Origin of the sequence: Nitrosomonas sp. Is37 (genome assembly GCF_033063275.1) — a bacterium.
GTDB lineage: Bacteria > Pseudomonadota > Gammaproteobacteria > Burkholderiales > Nitrosomonadaceae > Nitrosomonas.
Genome location: NZ_JAWJYP010000024.1, coordinates 19,745 through 36,665 on the forward strand (window position 1 = coordinate 19,745; position 16,921 = coordinate 36,665).

General features: G+C 46.9%; 15 protein-coding genes. 3 read left to right on the forward strand and 12 right to left on the reverse strand.

The window, feature by feature from the left end; all coding sequences use genetic code 11:
- Positions 1-138 precede the first annotated feature (138 nt).
- Both R2Q26_RS11255 and R2Q26_RS11260 read right to left on the reverse strand, forming a co-directional pair.
- Positions 139-984, reverse strand: a complete 846-nt coding sequence (locus tag R2Q26_RS11255) for a transposase (RefSeq protein ID WP_317536367.1) — start codon at positions 982-984, stop codon at positions 139-141.
- Between the two features lie 218 nt (positions 985-1,202).
- Positions 1,203-1,607, reverse strand: coding sequence for a hypothetical protein (locus tag R2Q26_RS11260; protein WP_317536368.1), 405 nt, complete (start codon positions 1,605-1,607; stop codon positions 1,203-1,205).
- 174 nt (positions 1,608-1,781) lie between these two features.
- Here R2Q26_RS11260 and R2Q26_RS15550 point away from each other — a divergent pair, with 174 nt between their 5' ends.
- On the forward strand, positions 1,782-2,003 hold the full coding sequence (locus R2Q26_RS15550; protein WP_090571248.1) for a phage integrase N-terminal SAM-like domain-containing protein: 222 nt from the start codon (positions 1,782-1,784) through the stop codon (positions 2,001-2,003).
- 130 nt (positions 2,004-2,133) lie between these two features.
- Here R2Q26_RS15550 and R2Q26_RS11265 read toward each other — a convergent pair whose 3' ends face one another.
- From R2Q26_RS11265 to R2Q26_RS11275, 3 genes are all read right to left on the reverse strand, one after another.
- Complete coding sequence (locus R2Q26_RS11265) at positions 2,134-2,388, reverse strand: AIR synthase-related protein (protein ID WP_317536369.1); 255 nt, start codon at positions 2,386-2,388, stop codon at positions 2,134-2,136.
- A gap of 34 nt (positions 2,389-2,422) precedes the next feature.
- Complete coding sequence (locus tag R2Q26_RS11270) at positions 2,423-2,599, reverse strand: AIR synthase-related protein (RefSeq protein ID WP_317536370.1); 177 nt, start codon at positions 2,597-2,599, stop codon at positions 2,423-2,425.
- A gap of 131 nt (positions 2,600-2,730) precedes the next feature.
- Positions 2,731-2,997 (reverse strand): HypC/HybG/HupF family hydrogenase formation chaperone, encoded by a 267-nt coding sequence (locus R2Q26_RS11275; RefSeq protein WP_317536371.1) that lies wholly within the window; start codon positions 2,995-2,997, stop codon positions 2,731-2,733.
- 151 nt (positions 2,998-3,148) lie between these two features.
- Between R2Q26_RS11275 and R2Q26_RS11280 the strand changes: the two genes are divergently transcribed.
- The gene (locus R2Q26_RS11280) at positions 3,149-3,694 is read left to right on the forward strand and encodes a L,D-transpeptidase (RefSeq protein WP_317536372.1); all 546 of its coding nucleotides are present in this window, start codon (positions 3,149-3,151) and stop codon (positions 3,692-3,694) included.
- Positions 3,695-4,258: 564 nt separating this feature from the next.
- Positions 4,259-5,998, forward strand: a complete 1,740-nt coding sequence (locus R2Q26_RS11285) for a hypothetical protein (protein WP_317536373.1) — start codon at positions 4,259-4,261, stop codon at positions 5,996-5,998.
- 47 nt (positions 5,999-6,045) lie between these two features.
- On the opposite strand, the gene R2Q26_RS11290 is transcribed toward R2Q26_RS11285, so the two are convergent.
- The 7 genes from R2Q26_RS11290 to R2Q26_RS11320 all read right to left on the reverse strand — a co-directional run bounded on the left by R2Q26_RS11290 (position 6,046) and on the right by R2Q26_RS11320 (position 16,880).
- Complete coding sequence (locus R2Q26_RS11290; RefSeq protein WP_317536374.1) at positions 6,046-7,608, reverse strand: lipase family protein; 1,563 nt, start codon at positions 7,606-7,608, stop codon at positions 6,046-6,048.
- Between the two features lie 324 nt (positions 7,609-7,932).
- Positions 7,933-11,388 carry a transcription-repair coupling factor gene (mfd, locus tag R2Q26_RS11295; RefSeq protein WP_317536375.1) on the reverse strand — a complete coding sequence of 1,152 codons (3,456 nt, stop codon included), beginning with the start codon at positions 11,386-11,388 and terminating at the stop codon, positions 7,933-7,935.
- A gap of 11 nt (positions 11,389-11,399) precedes the next feature.
- On the reverse strand, positions 11,400-12,668 hold the full coding sequence (locus R2Q26_RS11300) for an MgtC/SapB family protein (protein WP_317536376.1): 1,269 nt from the start codon (positions 12,666-12,668) through the stop codon (positions 11,400-11,402).
- Positions 12,665-14,407 (reverse strand): single-stranded-DNA-specific exonuclease RecJ, encoded by a 1,743-nt coding sequence (recJ, locus tag R2Q26_RS11305; protein ID WP_317536377.1) that lies wholly within the window; start codon positions 14,405-14,407, stop codon positions 12,665-12,667. Before recJ ends, R2Q26_RS11300 begins: the two co-directional genes overlap by 4 nt.
- 112 nt (positions 14,408-14,519) lie before the next feature.
- Complete coding sequence (locus tag R2Q26_RS11310) at positions 14,520-15,353, reverse strand: HlyC/CorC family transporter (protein WP_317536378.1); 834 nt, start codon at positions 15,351-15,353, stop codon at positions 14,520-14,522.
- An 80-nt stretch (positions 15,354-15,433) separates the two neighbouring features.
- The gene (gene ybeY / locus R2Q26_RS11315) at positions 15,434-15,916 is read right to left on the reverse strand and encodes an rRNA maturation RNase YbeY (RefSeq protein WP_317536379.1); all 483 of its coding nucleotides are present in this window, start codon (positions 15,914-15,916) and stop codon (positions 15,434-15,436) included.
- The gene (locus R2Q26_RS11320; RefSeq protein WP_317536380.1) at positions 15,900-16,880 is read right to left on the reverse strand and encodes a PhoH family protein; all 981 of its coding nucleotides are present in this window, start codon (positions 16,878-16,880) and stop codon (positions 15,900-15,902) included. The genes ybeY and R2Q26_RS11320 overlap by 17 nt, the downstream gene beginning before the upstream one ends.
- Positions 16,881-16,921: the final 41 nt, after the last annotated feature.

Consider the following 16,921-nt stretch of genomic DNA (forward strand, 5'->3'; position numbering starts at 1 on the left):
CAGCAGATTCAAGTTGGAAATGTAAATGAAAAGTAAGCAAAGTTACCTTTTACTTGAAAGTTGTGACTAATGCGCTTGTTGCCACGCTTGAGCAGTAGCACTACTTAGCAAATACGAAGCAACAAAAGAAGGTGTCAGTCATTGCATCTTGCAAAATGAACGAATTGACCGACTCACAGTACTGTAATGAACATTAAAATATGCTGCAATTTCAAACATTGTGTAATGTCCCGTTTTGTATATCGCATTCATTGCCTCCCCTCTATCAGTAATGCCGGCAGCAATTTCGTCCATTGATTTCTTGGGCGATTTCTTCGATCGCTTGGTAATATGAATACTATTACTTTGCTGTAAACTAATATGTTTTTGTACCTCACCAATAAAAGCATTATCGCCTAAATAGGTTTGTTGTAATACTTTTCCAGAAAAAGGCTGATCAACACCCTGGCTGACATACACCTTGTATAAGCGAATGGCCTCTTTTCTTCGATTATCGAACAAACTGAGTAAATTATCAGCAGCAAGCCAGTCAGGACATGCATACTGACCTATGGTTGCGCTATAACTGGACCAGCTATAGTTTTCTGGAACATCAATTATACCGGCACGTACTGGATTGAAAATGATATAGCGCGATAGTTCAAGTAAGTAGTTATCCTTTTGCACAATAATCGCTTTATACCGACCCTGAAACACATGTCCCATTCGTTGACGCGTTTTGTTGAAAAATCTTGTATAACGTCCGTTTAGTCCTCGCATTATTTGCGATAGATTTGCCTTGGGCGTTTCTAGTAAAAGATGATAGTGATTATCCATCAGGCAGTAGGCATAACATATTGCTTGATAACGTGTTATCAGCTCTGCTAATAAATCAAGAAACTGCTGTCTATCTTCATCTTCAGCAAAAATAGCTTCTCCACCGTTCCCCCTTGACATAACATGGTATAAACCATTCGAAAATTCCAGTCTGATCGGACGTGCCATAAAACTATTCTTCCCTATATTCATTTATGGCTACGTATCATAAATGCACTTCATGCACTATACAATGACTGACACCTTTTTTCTGCTTTAATTTAGAAGGGTGCGCCCAACTTTGAGTTAACCCACGCCTGCGGACGTGGTGCTGCCGAAGGCGCGGTGCATTGTCGTTGAAGGCGCTGGACGGAGCCACAGTCGCGGGCGTCGGGTTCAACGACGAGTTAGCCACGTGTGAGTTCCAAGGCTAGTTCTTCAAGCTTTCGCACTATTGGGGCGAGAGGTATCCATTCTTTAGGCAGCTCGCCCCACCATCTGAACGTGGCTTGATTCATGCCTTTGGACACGGTGAGCGTGCTCGTAACTCCGTCATGGCCAAGCACAAATGGTGGCAGTGCAGGAAGAGAGACGTCGTCAAGAACCCTGAGAATGTCCAGGACCCGTGCCGCGTCGATGCGCTGACGTGGACGCTTTTTGAGTTCAGTCCAGGGAAGTAAATCCATCCAATGGCCCCGCTGAGCCCAAGCGAAATATTCACTTCCCTGCTGGCGCCGCGGTAGTTCGATTACGAAGACGGCATAGCCTTCCTTGAAGGCGGGTTCCACCTTGAATTCAAGTGCCAAAGTCATGGTTGAAGTGGTTAACTAGAATTAGACTTCCGAGATGACGCAATACATTACGTCAAGAATGACATCTAACACGACAAGGTACATGCTATCTCCTTATATTTTATAGAATTGCGTCGATTTAGCTTTCATCATAACAAACTTTGTTAGATCCACAAATATGATAAATGGGTTACGATTTCCGGGCCAGTATGTGATAAACCAGGGCTCAAACATTACAGCTATCGTACCGAGCAATCTTATATTGCCTGGATAAAGCATTTTATTTTCTTTCACAATAAACAGCATCCCGATACGATGAGAAAAAGGGAAATTGAATCGTTTCTGATTTATCTCGCAGATAAACAAAAAGTTGCTGCATCCACACAAAATCAGGCGCTGTGCGCGCTGCTGTTTTAATACAAGGAAGGATTAGGCCATGAATTAGCATGGCTTGAATCGATGCAACGAGCCAAGCGCCCGGCACGGTTACCTATTGTTGTATTGTTGTGCTCACAACGCTGTGTTTCCCTCTATAGTGTGAGAATTCTCAGCAAATACGCGGCAATTGTTCTCCGCTCAGCCAATCGATTATCCCTTGGCCACCAAAATTCGTTTCCATCTGCATGAAATGATGAGGATTTTCGATCACTTCCCCGATAATCGCTGCCTCACTGCCTAGGGGATGCGCTTGCATTGCTTGCAGCAAAATGTCTGCCGCTTCAGGTGCGCAGATGGTGACTAGTTTATCTTCATTGGCAATATAAAGCAGATTAAATCCCAAAAATTCGCAGGCAGCTCTCACTTGCTCACATGGGGGAGTTTAATTTCATTCAGCATCATACCCACACGCCAGACTGGTGTGCAATCTCATTCAGCGTAGTCGCGAGTCCACCATGTGTTGGGTCACGCAGCACATGAATCGTGGAAACAGCTTCGATCATGCTGGCTACCAATCCATGCAAGGCGGCGGTATTGGACTGAATAGTAGTATGAAAGGTGAAATTTTCGCGCAATGATAATATAGCAATGCCATGTCACCGAACGTGCCAGACACTAAGATCTTGTCACCAGCCGAGCACGTTCGGCTGAAATTTGAATACCATCCGGCACGATCCCTACACCGGTGGTGGTGATGAATATCCCATCACCTTTCCCTTGTTCCACTACTTTGGTATCGCCAGTAATAATGATATACCCGCATGTTGTACCGCTTTTGCCATCGATTCAACAATGCGCTTGAGATCAGCCAGAGGGAAGCCTTCTTCCAGAATAAATGCACAATAACATAATCGCCAGGCTCATCATCTTCAACCAAAGATAGCGAAACTTCTCGGCGCACACCGCCTGGATTGACGATTGCATAATCTTCCGCGACAATTCCTTCCACGCAAGCAGGGAGAGCAAAACACATAATGAAATTAAATAATCAGACAATAATAATGCATTTGAATAAAACAACCACCCGGATTATTGCCAGACCACCTCCAAAAATATAGTGACGTGATTCACCAGTATTAGTCAGATTAGAAAAATTTTCTTTACCATCTTGTCATTTTTTTCAAATGTATAGCAAATTATTTGTATTAATTTTATGCCTGGTAGGATCCAACCCATCCAGCGCACATGACCATATCTGGATTAATGTAGATACTCAAAATTTGACCTTATCAGTTATGAAAGGACGGGCGATACAAGCTGTTTTTGACAATATTGCAATTGGACGCTTTGGTGCCAGCAAAACCAGAATGATGGGTGATAATAGAACACCACTCGGTAGTTTCAGGATTGACCGGGTAAAAGAGCCAAGCCGTTACTACCGTTTCTTTGGCTTGGATTTTCCGAATCGAGAAGCCGCTGATCTCGCTCTGACAGAAAGCAGGATTACTAAAGAAACTTGGCAATCCATCATTAACGCAATTGAAACAGGAAGAACCCCTCCGCAGAATACTCCATTGGGCGGTCATCTGGGTATTCATGGACTCGGGCAAGGAGATCACGAGGTTCATGGGCTGTACAACTGGACAAATGGTTGTATTGCGCTAACTAATGCTCAGATTGATAAACTCAGCAAATGGCTTAAACCGGGGGTGGTTGTCGAAATTTGGTGAGAATCTGGTAGTTTCGATAAAGAGCAAAAAATATATTGAAGCAGTCAACACCGAATACCCCGGACAGGGTAAAAGTCTGAACTACCAGCATAATATCAGGTGGTCATTATTCCATTTCTAAATCAAACATGACGCGAAGGCGAGCCGCAGACAGTATAAATAATACGGCAAGGAGAAGCCGACAAAGTCAGGCTTGTTTTAGAAATGGAATTAGGCCACCTGCTAGAATATTTCGTTAAATTTCAAAATTTATTTTGCTTTTAAGCGTACGATTGCAGCGTAGGGATCACTGAGATTTTTCGTTCCTTCCATATCCAAGATAGTGGTAGTTAGTACATGGACCAGTATACCGCTCATCAAGTCGGGCGACCGCCCGGTATCACGAAAACATGCTGATTTTTGACTTCTGCGCCACTTTTCACCATGCTCATTCCTCACTCTCAATTTTTTCTATAATCTGGGCTAGAAAAAAATTCCATTTGAGTCACTCGTCCATCTGATTTGACAATACAGTCGATTCTCCGTAACTTTATATTTGATGGAAAAGATAGGAGGAGCATTCTCATGACCTTTCTTAAACTAGTCCCCTTTTTCTTCTTCGTTTTACTCTCGCCAGACATTTGTGCACAACCAGTACCGGCAGCTAAGCCAGCGATAGCGACAACGACAACGACCACGACCACTAAGCAATCTACTGAATCACCCTCGTCAGAAGAATCACTGCATGAGCTTCTAGTTACTATCAAAGAAACTGAAAAAGAGCGCGCTGCTCTCAGTGAGCAATTGAAACGCACTTCCGATCCAGCAGGCGTGCAGCAAATCCAAGAACAATTAGAATCACTCAATCAACGTTTACTCGATTTGAAGAACTCTTTTGAGGAGATGGTAACTGGAGGGCTAAGTCTTGCAACATTAACCCGGAAGTCCGAGGAGGCCCCGTTTGACTGGCAAAAGGAATTAGAGAAGATCGTACGGCCACTACTGGATGAGCTAAAGCAGTTGACCGAGCAACCGCGCAAGATAGAACAGCTAAAAAGTGAGCAAATGGTGCAAGAAGATCGCTTGCAGCTCGCTGACACAGCAATTGCCAAATTGGAGAAGGCCCTTTCGCAAACCACGGTATCATCGGTCAAGCGCGCTCTTAAAGAGCTGCTTAATCAATGGCAGGAGCAACGTGAAAATGCCGAAAACCGTTTACAGCGAATTAATACCCAACTGCAACGTTTAAGTACACCTAGTGACGAACTGGGTGAGGAATTCGTCGCCAGACTGCAAAAGTTTGCCAGCGGGCGTGGACTTAATTTAGTACTGGCGCTGAGTGGCTTTGTGTTGATCTATGTGGCGCTGATGGGCCTCGGGCGAATAATCAGTCGATTGCCAAGCCGAAAGCATGAACCTGGAACACGACGGCTTGCTCGGGCCGTTGCCCTGTTGCTCCGGGCGCTGACTGTGATCCTGGCTTCGCTTATCGCCATGCTTATTTTGTACGTTCGCGGCGACTGGCTGTTACTTGGACTCATGATTCTGCTGATGATCGGATTAACTTGGGGATTACAAAAGTCGTTGCCACGTTATATCCGAGAAATTCGCCTTCTGCTCAATATGGGCGGCGTCCGAGAAGGTGAGCGCATCCTATACAATGGGATACCTTGGAGAATTGCTTCACTTAACCTCTTTTCAACACTGTACAACCCTTTACTTCACGGCGGATTACTGCGTCTACCTATCGACCGCTTGGTGGATTTGCAGTCACGCCCCTATTCCCCGGAAGAATCCTGGTTTCCTAGTCAAGAGAGCGATATCGTTATCCTAGAGGGCGACATTTATGGCAAGGTATTGCTTCAAACCCCAGAAATAGTGCAAATTCAAATAATTGGAGCAACTACCACATTTAGCATAGCTGATTATCTTGGCAAAAATCCTCGTAACTTGTCGCGAGACGGTTTTGCGATACCGATCATCTTCAAGCTGGATTATCAGCATCAAGAGGTTATTCTGACCGACATTGTGCCGACACTACGTGCCTATCTGGAAGAGCAGTTAGCGCAACAATCCTTTCATCCTCATCTAACGGGATTGCTGGTAGAATTCAATGAGGCGACGAACTCTTCATTGAATCTGCTGATCGTTGGTGTGTTCACGGGCGCTGGCGCTGAAGACTACTGGTCGATCCATCGTTTCTTGCACCGCACCATACTCAGCGCCTGCAATCATTATAATTGGGTAATTTCATTCGATCAGTTGACGGTTCATTTGCCACCGACGCAGCAGTCATTGCTACCTTTAGTCAATAATCCAACATAGCGCGCGTTGCTGACTGTTAATCAGTCCTGGCTGCTTCCAACGCTACGCTAGACAATAAAACCCAGCGGATCAAAAACGATCCCGCTTTCCCTCAACTCGGCCAGCTTTATATTCGCTTGATTGAGTGGGTGCTCTGCCGCGAACACACCCAATTCTCCAATGGATGTGCCTGAATTCAGCAAATCAATGTATGGCTGCGCCTGTTCCGCTGTTGGAGGTGAACCCATGAGGTTGTTCCAGAGTAATGAAGTCACTTGCGCGGGCGTATTTGCACCGGTTGCCGCGATAGCGAAGGCAGCGAGATCTTTATAGCCAATACCTTTATCCAACTCGGAAAGGCCGATTGCCTCATAATGGGCATTAGAAACGCTTCCCGCGCCAAAAACAGCTCCAATCAATTTCGCAACCATCCCAGCCGAACCATCCACATCGAGCGCAAAAGCCATATCAGCGAAAATGATTCGCTCGATACCTTGAAGTATATCGGTTCCTTCATTATTCGACGCTGTCCGTTGATCAATTACGATTAACTCACCGGCTGGCGAAACTTGGTGAGTAAAATTGGAGCGGGCACCACTGTAGAGGACATAATCGATTCCTCCACCACCATGAATAGTATCGTTGCCCAAGCCACCTTTGAAAATCTGTATATGTTGCTCACCCGACACCTCGCCCGTCATGCTGTCAGCGCCACCGCCGCCCAGCAGGACCTCAATGTTTTGGCCTTCTTTTGCATTCAAATTGTCATTGCCATTGGTACCAGGGACAATATTCATATCCCGAAACAAAGTTTTCGCATCCAATTGAGAAGTTATAAATTCAATGCTTTTCCGGTAGCTGATTTCCGAGTCATCCAGCGGGATGAACAGTGCGTGTTCTGATAATCCATCATCATCGACCCGTACATTGATAATCGAACCACTAACTTCATATCCCCGTGCATCTCCTGCTATCACCGCTTCATCGTCATTATGACGAATATTGGCAAAGCGTTCTTCCGGTAATGCTTGAAAACGATTGGTACCGGGCGATCCAAAAGTTATCCCGATATATCTGGCATCGGTGACACCATAGTCTTGCATGAAGAATTGCGCGGCTGCTCCCCCGAGGCTATGGCCAGTCACGAGCACCTGTTCAATACCTTGACTATTAATATAGTTGACAATCGCTCGAAGGAAACTGATTTCGTTATCGCTGCGAGGGTCGTTTAAAAGATCGTAGTAACCCTTAATGTTGAAAACATTATTATTCCAGTCCTTTCTGCCGTTTTCTGTAGAAAAATCATTAGAGCCCTCAAATGAAATGCCTAACGTGCGTTTGCCGCCCAGTATGGTTAAACCAACAGTTACCGAAGCATTCTCATTGTCATATCGCAACAAACTCCCGTTTATTGTGCTGAATCCCGGATCGTTTCCTGCAAAACCCAAAGCTGTCGCTTCTAAAGGTACCCAGCTTTGAATACGTGCATTCACAGTATCGATGACCGGCTGATCGTCGAGATGGTTATCGGAATAGGCTCGTGCGGAAAGATTAAGCGCAGCAAGCATAATGTTGTCGGAAGTTGTTTTAAGTTCGGGAATGGAACTGGCACTTTCGGCTGTCATTGCCATCTTTTATCCTCCTTTATATGGAATCTCGCTAACAGTTACGTGGAAGCCTATAACGCATCTATAAAAAACCATTGAACTCAATCTATAGACCATTCTAAAAAACTGCTTTTAGGATCATATCGCCTGGATAAATTAAGTGATGACGCGAAGATATTTACCTACGCACAAATGTATCAATGATGACTTTACTTATTGATTCATAAATCAATTATTCAACCATCTGTCAAATTGCAGGTTCATATAAGCACTGGCTTGCGACCAACTTGTATGTAGTTACAGCTCATTCACTCAAAACGAAGTAACCCAAGATAAGTTGGATATTGACTATACCAACATCTCCATCAGCTTCCTAATGCGCTTGACTCGCTCTGCCACATCTGGAATTTTTACCTGGACTTTCAGGCGATCTGGGCCGGCCAGGCTGTACTCTCGCCCACTCTGAATTAGCACGATGATTTTGCCCGCTTCCACAGGGGGGTTGGGCGCAAATTGAATGAGGATATTGTCAGCGCTGGCATCAATCCGCACAATGCCAAGCGGTTTGGCGGCAATGCGTAGCCGATGACAGTCCAGTAGTGCTCGGGCAGGATCAGGCAGCAAACCGAAGCGATCGATCAGTTCGCGGTGCATATCATCCAGTTGCGCATCATCGGTGCAATTCGCCATGCGTTTATACAGCACCAGGCGTTCATGGATATCATTGCAATAATCTTCTGGCAGCAAGGTAGGCACATGCAGTTTGATTTCAGTGGCAATGCCGAGCGGATGCTGCATATCTGGCTCACAACCTGCCTTGAGCGATTTGATCGCGTTCTCCAGCATAGTACTGTAGAGATTAAAACCGACTTCCTGCATTTCACCGCTTTGTGATTCACTCAGCACAGCGCCAGCTCCACGAATTTCGAGATCATGCATTGCCAAGTAAAAACCTGAACCGAGCTCTTCCATCGATTGAATTGCCTCCAGTCTTTTTTTAGCTTGCGCACCGAGCGCTTCCTCATCTGGCGTCAGCAGGTAAGCATAGGCTTGATGGTGAGAACGCCCCACCCTGCCGCGCAACTGATGCAATTGCGCCAAACCGAATTTATCTGCACGGTGGATGATGATAGTGTTGGCGGTGGGAATATCGATGCCGGTTTCGATAATGGTGGTGCAAAGCAGCAGATTGAAGCGTTGCTGGTAAAAATCGCGCATGACATGCTCCAGCTCGCTTTCACGCATCTGCCCATGGGCAATGTGGATGCGTGCTTCCGGCAAAAGCTGCGCCAGCTTGTCATACATGCGCTGAATAGTACTGACTTCGTTATAGAGAAAATAAATTTGTCCACCGCGTTTCAATTCCCGCAGGCAGGCTTCACGGATAATGCCTTCCGAGAAAGAATGAACAAATGTTTTAATAGCCAGTCGTCTTTGCGGAGCAGTAGCGATGATAGAAAAATCGCGCAGCCCTTCCAGCGACATGGCGAGCGTGCGAGGGATGGGTGTAGCCGTCAGTGTCAGCACGTCCACTTCGGTACGCAGCTTCTTTAACTGTTCTTTTTGACGCACACCAAAGCGATGCTCTTCGTCGATGATTATCAAGCCAAGATTCTTAAATTTGACCTTTTCCTGGATCAGCTTGTGTGTCCCGATGATGATATCTATTTGCCCTTTAGCTAGTCCTTCCAATGCTTGCGCCTGTTCTTTGGCAGAACGAAAGCGTGATAGCTCGGCGATTTTCACGGGCCATTGATCAGCAATCAAGCCAAAGCGATCCGAGAAATTCTGAAAATGTTGCTCCGCCAGCAAAGTGGTGGGAACCAGCACTGCCACCTGTTGACCATCGGCTACAGCAACAAAGGCAGCACGCAAAGCAACCTCAGTTTTACCAAAGCCGACATCGCCGCAGATCAGCCGATCCATCGGCTTGCCCGAGGTCAAATCGTTGATAACTGCTTCAATAGCCGCTGCTTGATCGACGGTTTCTTCGAAACCGAACCCTTCTGCAAACGCTTCATAATCATGCTGTTTAAATTTGAAAGCATGGCCTTGACGCGCTGCGCGCTGCGCATACAGATTCAGCAATTCAGCGGCCGTATCGCGCACTTGCTGCATGGCCTTGCGCTTGGCTTTCTCCCATTGCCCGCTGCCAAGTTTATGCAAAGGGGCTGATTCAGGCGAAACCCCACTGTAGCGTCCGATCAGATGCAGTTGAGAAACAGGCACGTACAGCTTGTCGCCGTCTGCATATTCCAGCGCAAGGAACTCACTGGTTTGACCGGCTTCCCCCTCACCTAGATCCATATTAACCAGACCGAGATAACGGCCAATACCATGCTGCTCATGTACCACCGGATCGCCGGGCTTAATTTCCGACAAATCGCGCAGCATGACGTCAGTCGAAGTAGTCTTACGCATCTCACGCTCACGTCGCCCATGTACGTGGGTCGCGTAAAGCTCACTCTCGGTAATCAATGCATAGCGGCCGGCATTGAGGATATATCCGTTATGGAGTGGCGCAACGCTCAGCATGAAAGATTCACCGCTTGTCCGAAATTCTGCATAATCTTTACAGAGCATCGGGAACAGACCATATTCATGCAGATATTCAGCCATCAATTCGCGTCGCCCCATGCTCTCAGCCAGTAATAAGATCCGCCCGCCCGATAGCGTAAATTCGGCAATAAATGCACTCAATTTCTCAAGCGGATTAGCCGCATGACGATCCACCCGCACGACTGGCAAAGGTTGGGTAAATGATTCAGTACCCAGGTCTTTGCCAGCCTGAATTTGAATGCGCGCATAAGGTTTCAGTTTGCCAAAAAAGCCATCGGCGGTCAGAAACAGCTCAGTTGGCGGTAGCAGGGGACGATTGATATCCCCGCGCAATAATTGGTAACGCGACTGGGTATCGCGCCAGAAATTTTCGACCACTGGGTAAATGTCCTGATGCAGACATAACAAGCTATTCTGAGGCAAATAATCGAACAAGGTAGCAGTTTGTTCGAAAAAAAGCGGCAGATAATACTCAATTCCTGCGGGCGTGCTACCTTTGCTGATTTCTTTATAAATCCGGCTGCGAGAGGGGTCGCCTTCAAATTTTTCTCGAAAATTGATACGAAAGCGCGTGCGCCCTGTCTCATCCAATGGAAACTCACGCGCAGGCAACAATCTGATCTCTTTGACCGGATAAATACTGCGTTGGGTATCCACATCGAACGTCTTGATCGACTCTATTTCGTTATCGAGCAAATCCATACGATAAGGCAGCGGACTGCCCATCGGGAACAAATCAATCACTCCTCCACGTATGCTGTATTCACCCGGTGACAATACTTGTGTCACATGCGTATAGCCAGCCAAGGTCATCTGGCCGCGGAATATAGATAAATCAAGTACACTGCCTTGTTTGATAAAGAAAGTGTGAGCTGCCAAAAATTCCTTTGGCAGCATGCGATACAGGGCAGTCGTTACAGGCACAATTAATACATCACAGGTACCGTTCATGACCTGATAAAGTGTCGCGAGTCGCTCAGATATCAGATCAAAGTGCGGTGAGAAGGTGTCGTAAGGCAATGTTTCCCAGTCTGGCAGCAGATGCACGTTTAGCTCAGGCGCAAAAAATGGGAACTCTTCGAGCAATCTTTGTGCATCCAATGCATTGGCAGTAATGATCGTCAGCGGCTTAGCCAATTGCCCCGAGTGCGCCAGCTCGGCAAGGGCAAAGGTGTCGCCGGAACCGTCGAAACCGAAATAACGCGTCAGCATTCCTGGCGCGGGTAAAGCAAGTTTAAATGGCATGATCTACAGCTTCATTTTCCAAATAATATTAGTGCGCACCCCAAACCGATCGCAGTAATGATCATGCCTAAAGCGCTGCGCTTGGCTAGCAGCGAACCACCAATAGCCAGTATCAATCCTAGCTTGAAGATGATATTTGAAATGACAGCCAGCGTAATGGCAGTTACTGCTTCCGTCGCCTGCAGCTTACCCAGATCGAGCAAGCGCAAACTACTGAGCGTGATGGCATCAACATCGGTCAAACCGGAAATGATAGCCACCATATAAAGCCCGCTGCTACCCGCAATGTCCGATAACCAGGCGCTCAGCAGCAATACAATTCCGTAAAGCATCCCAAACCCTGCCGCAGTAGTCAGTTCAGCCGGATTCCTGGTTTCTGGCATAGGCAGCTCTGCTTGCCGGGTTAGCTCACGCCACCAGAAAGCAGCGGCCATCAACCCAAGCATAAGACCCGTCCCCAATATCGGCAACAATTTTGGCAATATGACCGGAGAAATGATTGCGCTGATGACGCTCAGTCTTACCAAAACTGTCAGGTTAGCAAGCAGAATCACCACCACCGCCAGTTTCGCCAGACTTGAATTATCTTTGCTATACCGCGTAAACACCATGGTGGTGGCGGTGCTGGACACCAGCCCGCCAAATACCCCCAAAAGGACGGTCCCATAACGCTGTCCGACAACACGCAATGCGATATAGCCCATCAGACTGACACCCGATATCAGGACGATCATCAGCCAGACTTGATAGGGGTTGATGGCATCGTATGGACCGTAATTCTGATCAGGCAAGATCGGAAGAATGATAAAAGTGAGCACGGCAAATTGCAGCATCGAAATCAGCTCACGTCGATCCAGATTCTGCGTCAGACCATGCAGCTCAGCTTTAAAGTACAGCAAAATGGTTGTGATAATGGCAAGCATGACCGCCAGCGTGGATTCCCCGTACCAAACAGTAGCCCCTAATCCATAACACACCAGGATAGCTGCAACTGTGGTGGTGCCTGGATCAGTCAATTCATCCAGCTTACGAAAATACGCAGCGATCATCATGATTCCCACTAGGAACAGCCCGCTCACTAGTAACCACGGTGAGTTTGTTTTTTGCGAAAGCATGGCGCTGAGTGTGCCAAACAGCGCTACTAGAGCGAAAGTCCGCAATCCCGCTCTTGCCGCCGGGCTACGCTGACGCTCCAGCCCAATCAGAAGACCAATGGCGAGACTGGTCACAAATGTAGTGAAATGCTCAAGCTCTCCCCCTGGTAAGAATGCATTATTCATATCGTCATCGGGTCAATTGGGAACCAGTGTTCAAGGAGTAATTGCAGGGTAGTATTACCATTGTATTCATTGGCTTGGACACGAAAGACTGCGTTAATCATTGGCGGCAGCAACTCCGCCTGGAAAAACAATATAGCATCGTAGCTGCAGTGCGAATCAAATTTCTTCAGTCTTAATTTTAAATGTTTCTCACCTACCACACGCTGGCTTTCCACGTAAAAATGGGCATTAAAGCTTGGCTCGGGAAAACCTTGTCCCCAGACACTGTCAGCCAGACAGTACGCCAGATCCAAATTTAATTCAGCTTCATCCAGCTCCCCATCGGTCTCTATGACACGAGTCAAATCTGCAGGCGTGAGCAGTGCTTGCGTAATTTGCTCAAACGCATCCCGAAAACGCTCAAAATTTTGCTCATGCACAGTCAAGCCGGCTGCTGCGGCATGACCACCAAATTTCAGAATTAATCCAGGATACCTTTTAGAAACAAGATCCAATGCATCGCGCAAATGAAAACTTGGAATTGAACGCCCTGAACCTTTGATTTCACCTTCATTACCTGGTGCAAAAGTAATCACCGGACGATGAAATTTTTCCTTGATGCGCGAAGCGAGTAAACCAATCACACCTTGATGCCAGCTTGAGTCATACAAGCATAAGCTGTAGCAAGAGCCGGTTGCCGATTCCTGAGTTTCGACGACAGTTGCCAGTTTGCTTAACGCATCACTCTGCATATCTGCTTCGATTTCCCGCCGCTGACGGTTCAGCTCATCCAGCTGGGCAGCAAGCTGACTCGCTCTGGATTCATCATCTGTAATGAGGCACTCGATGCCCAGGGTCATATCATCGAGTCGACCGGCTGCATTCAATCTTGGTCCAATGATGAAACCCAGCTCATAAGTGGACACCTGTCGGCAATCACGTTTTGCCACTTGTAACAAGGCATTAATACCAGCACATGCCCGTCCCTTGCGAATACGCTGCAAACCTTGCTGAACCAGGATGCGGTTATTGCTATCGAGCCTGACGACATCCGCGACCGTCCCCAACGCAACCAGATCAAGCAAACTCGCCAGATTGGGCTCTTTACCAGCGGCAATGAACGCACCCCGCTTGCGCAGCTCCGCGCGCAATGCGAGCATCACGTAGAAAATGACTCCTACGCCAGCAAGATGCTTGCTTGGAAAATTGCAGCCAGGCTGATTAGGATTGACGATAACTGCCGCAGCAGGTAACTGATCTGCCGGCAGGTGGTGATCGGTAATGAACACTTGCATACCCAGCTGATTGGCTTCCTGTACTCCTTCCACACTCGCGATACCGTTATCGACGGTAATGAGAATATCCGGTTGTCCAGCAGGAGACGTAGCCGCAAGATGCACGATTTCCGGCGTCAAGCCATAACCATACTCAAAACGGTTGGGAACGAGATAATCTACGATGGCACCAAATTTTCTCAGTGCACGGATTGCCACCGCACAAGCAGTGGCACCATCTGAATCATAGTCCGCCACAATGAGCAAACGTTTCTGCCCGGCAATGGCATCAGCAAGCAGTGCGGCCATACGAGAAACATTGTTTAACTGCTCAAATGGAAGCAACTGGGATAATTCTGTCTCAAGCTGCTGGGGTTGTTCAATACCACGCGCGGCATAAATACGTGCCAATACGGAAGGTAAACCGTATTGATTAAGCGTGTTAAAAGCATGTTGAGAAAAACTGCGGGTAGTGATGTTGGGCATTTGCCAGTTATTTTAACATCTGGCATTCTGAAGCGTTAGCCCAGATAAGTATTTTCCGCTAAGCTAATGGGTAGTCAGTCATACTAAAAATAAAAATACAGATTGAAAAATCTTAAGAGTTTGATTCCGCTCTTTCAACTTTTAGCAGATGCAAGCGGCGACTGTCGGCACGTAACACCGTAAATCTGAAATTATCTATCACAATAGATTCCCCATTCTTGGGCAGCCGGCCAAATTTGCTGGTAACGAGCCCACCAATCGTATCAAAATCTTCGTCACTGAAGGTAGCAGCTAGTACCTCATTGAAACTGGCGACTTCCGTGATCGCTTTAACACGAAAATAACCGCTGGTATCGGCTACGATGTTCGCTTCCTCTTCATCAAAGTCATATTCATCTTCAATCTCTCCCACGATCTGCTCCAGCACGTCCTCGATGGTGACCAAACCAGCCACACCGCCATATTCATCTACCACGATGGCGATATGATTGCGACTACGGCGGAAATCCTTGAGTAAAATATTGAGCCGCTTGGATTCAGGAATAAACACAGCTGGACGAAGCATATCACGTACATCGAACTCTTCTTCTCCTGCATAGTAGCGCAGTAAATCTTTTGCCAGCAAAATGCCAATCACATGATCTTTATTGCCATCAGTGACAGGAAAACGTGAATGTCCCTTTTCTATGACATACGGAATGAATTCTTCCGGTTTTTCACTGATATCAATGGTATCCATCTGTGCGCGCGGCACCATGATATCGCGCACCTGCATTTCGGATACATGCATCACCCCTTCGATCATGGTCAGTGCATCGGCATCGAGCAAATTGCGCTCAAATGCAGAATGCAACAAAGTCACCAACTGCTCACGATCTTCGGGTTGGCGCAAAAGGAGTAAACCAAGATGTTCAAACCAGCTGATTTTAGGTGAGGAATTATTCATGATTAGTTTCATCATCGATTGATGTGTACGCAAAATAGCGCTCTAAAAAACCTGAACTGTAAACGAAAGCAATCGCAACCTTATTGTTCATGATAAGGATCGGCGTAACCTAGCTTGGTGACAATTTCTGTTTCAAGCTGCTCCATGATCGCCGCATCTGTTTCATGCTCGTGATCATAGCCTTGCAAGTGCAATACACCATGTACTGTCAGATGGGCGTAATGCGCAGCCAAATCTTTTTGTTGTTGTTGTGCCTCGCTGATTACGACCGGCGCACAGAGCACAATATCGCCTGACAATAGCTGCAGCTCATCGTATACGAATGTCAATACGTTAGTCGCTTTGTCTTTACCACGAAAATGGCGGTTGAGCTCTCTGCCTTCCTCCTCGTCAACGATCCGTAAGACGATTTCCGCATTCCGCATCAATGCCGCATTCACCCATTTACGGAACTGTGACCGAGTGGGAGTTCCGGGAAATTCGGTCGCATATTGCAGCACTAATTTAAATTTTTTATGATTTGTAGCAGGTGAAGGTTCGGGAACCTTACTGGCGTTTTTCATGTTTCTCGTAAGCATCGACAATACGCTGCACCAGCGGATGGCGTACGACGTCTTCGGTTTTGAAATGGGTAAAGGCTATCCCTCGTATCTTTCCCAAGACACTTGCTGCATCGACCAAACCACTTTTCTGATTCTTGGGTAAATCAATTTGGGTAATATCGCCTGTAATGACTGCTTTGGAACCAAAACCTATCCGTGTCAGGAACATTTTCATTTGTTCCGGCGTCGTGTTCTGTGCTTCATCCAGAATAATGAACGATTGATTTAAGGTACGTCCACGCATGAATGCCAACGGGGCAATTTCAATGGCATTACGTTCAAACTGCTTACCGGTTTTATCAAATCCCATGAGATCATAAAGCGCATCATAAAGCGGGCGTAAATAGGGATCGACTTTCTGCACCATATCTCCTGGCAAAAAGCCCAAGCGTTCACCCGCCTCGACCGCAGGCCGCACCAGGATAATGCGTGAGACCGTTTCGCGTTCCAATGCGTCGACCGCGCTGGCAACTGCTAAATAGGTCTTACCGGTACCTGCCGGACCAATGCCAAAGGTAATATCATGATCCTGGATTTGCTGCAGGTATTGCACCTGCCGTGGCGTGCGACCATGTAAATTGCTACGTCGCGTGATCAGTTTTGGTACTGCTAACTCAGTAACCGCTGATTCATCCACTGTCGGCTGCAAAGAATGAGGTGCGTTGGCTATCTCGATCAAACCGAGTTGCACTTGCTCTATACTAAGATGATGGTGTGATTGGTTATAGAAATTCTTCAGGACTTGGGCAGCAAGCTGCGTCTGATTTGCTTGACCATGTAGACTAAAATGTTCACCACGCCGTGCGATCACGACATCCAGCGCGTTTTCAATCTGTTTAAGGTTTTCATCTAGCGCACCACAGAGATTGGCTAGACGTCGGTTATCAACCGGAGAAAAAGTAATCTCGACAGGTTTAGGTTTCAAAACTTTTGCTAAATAAATACGACGTATTGATTCTGGCAGGG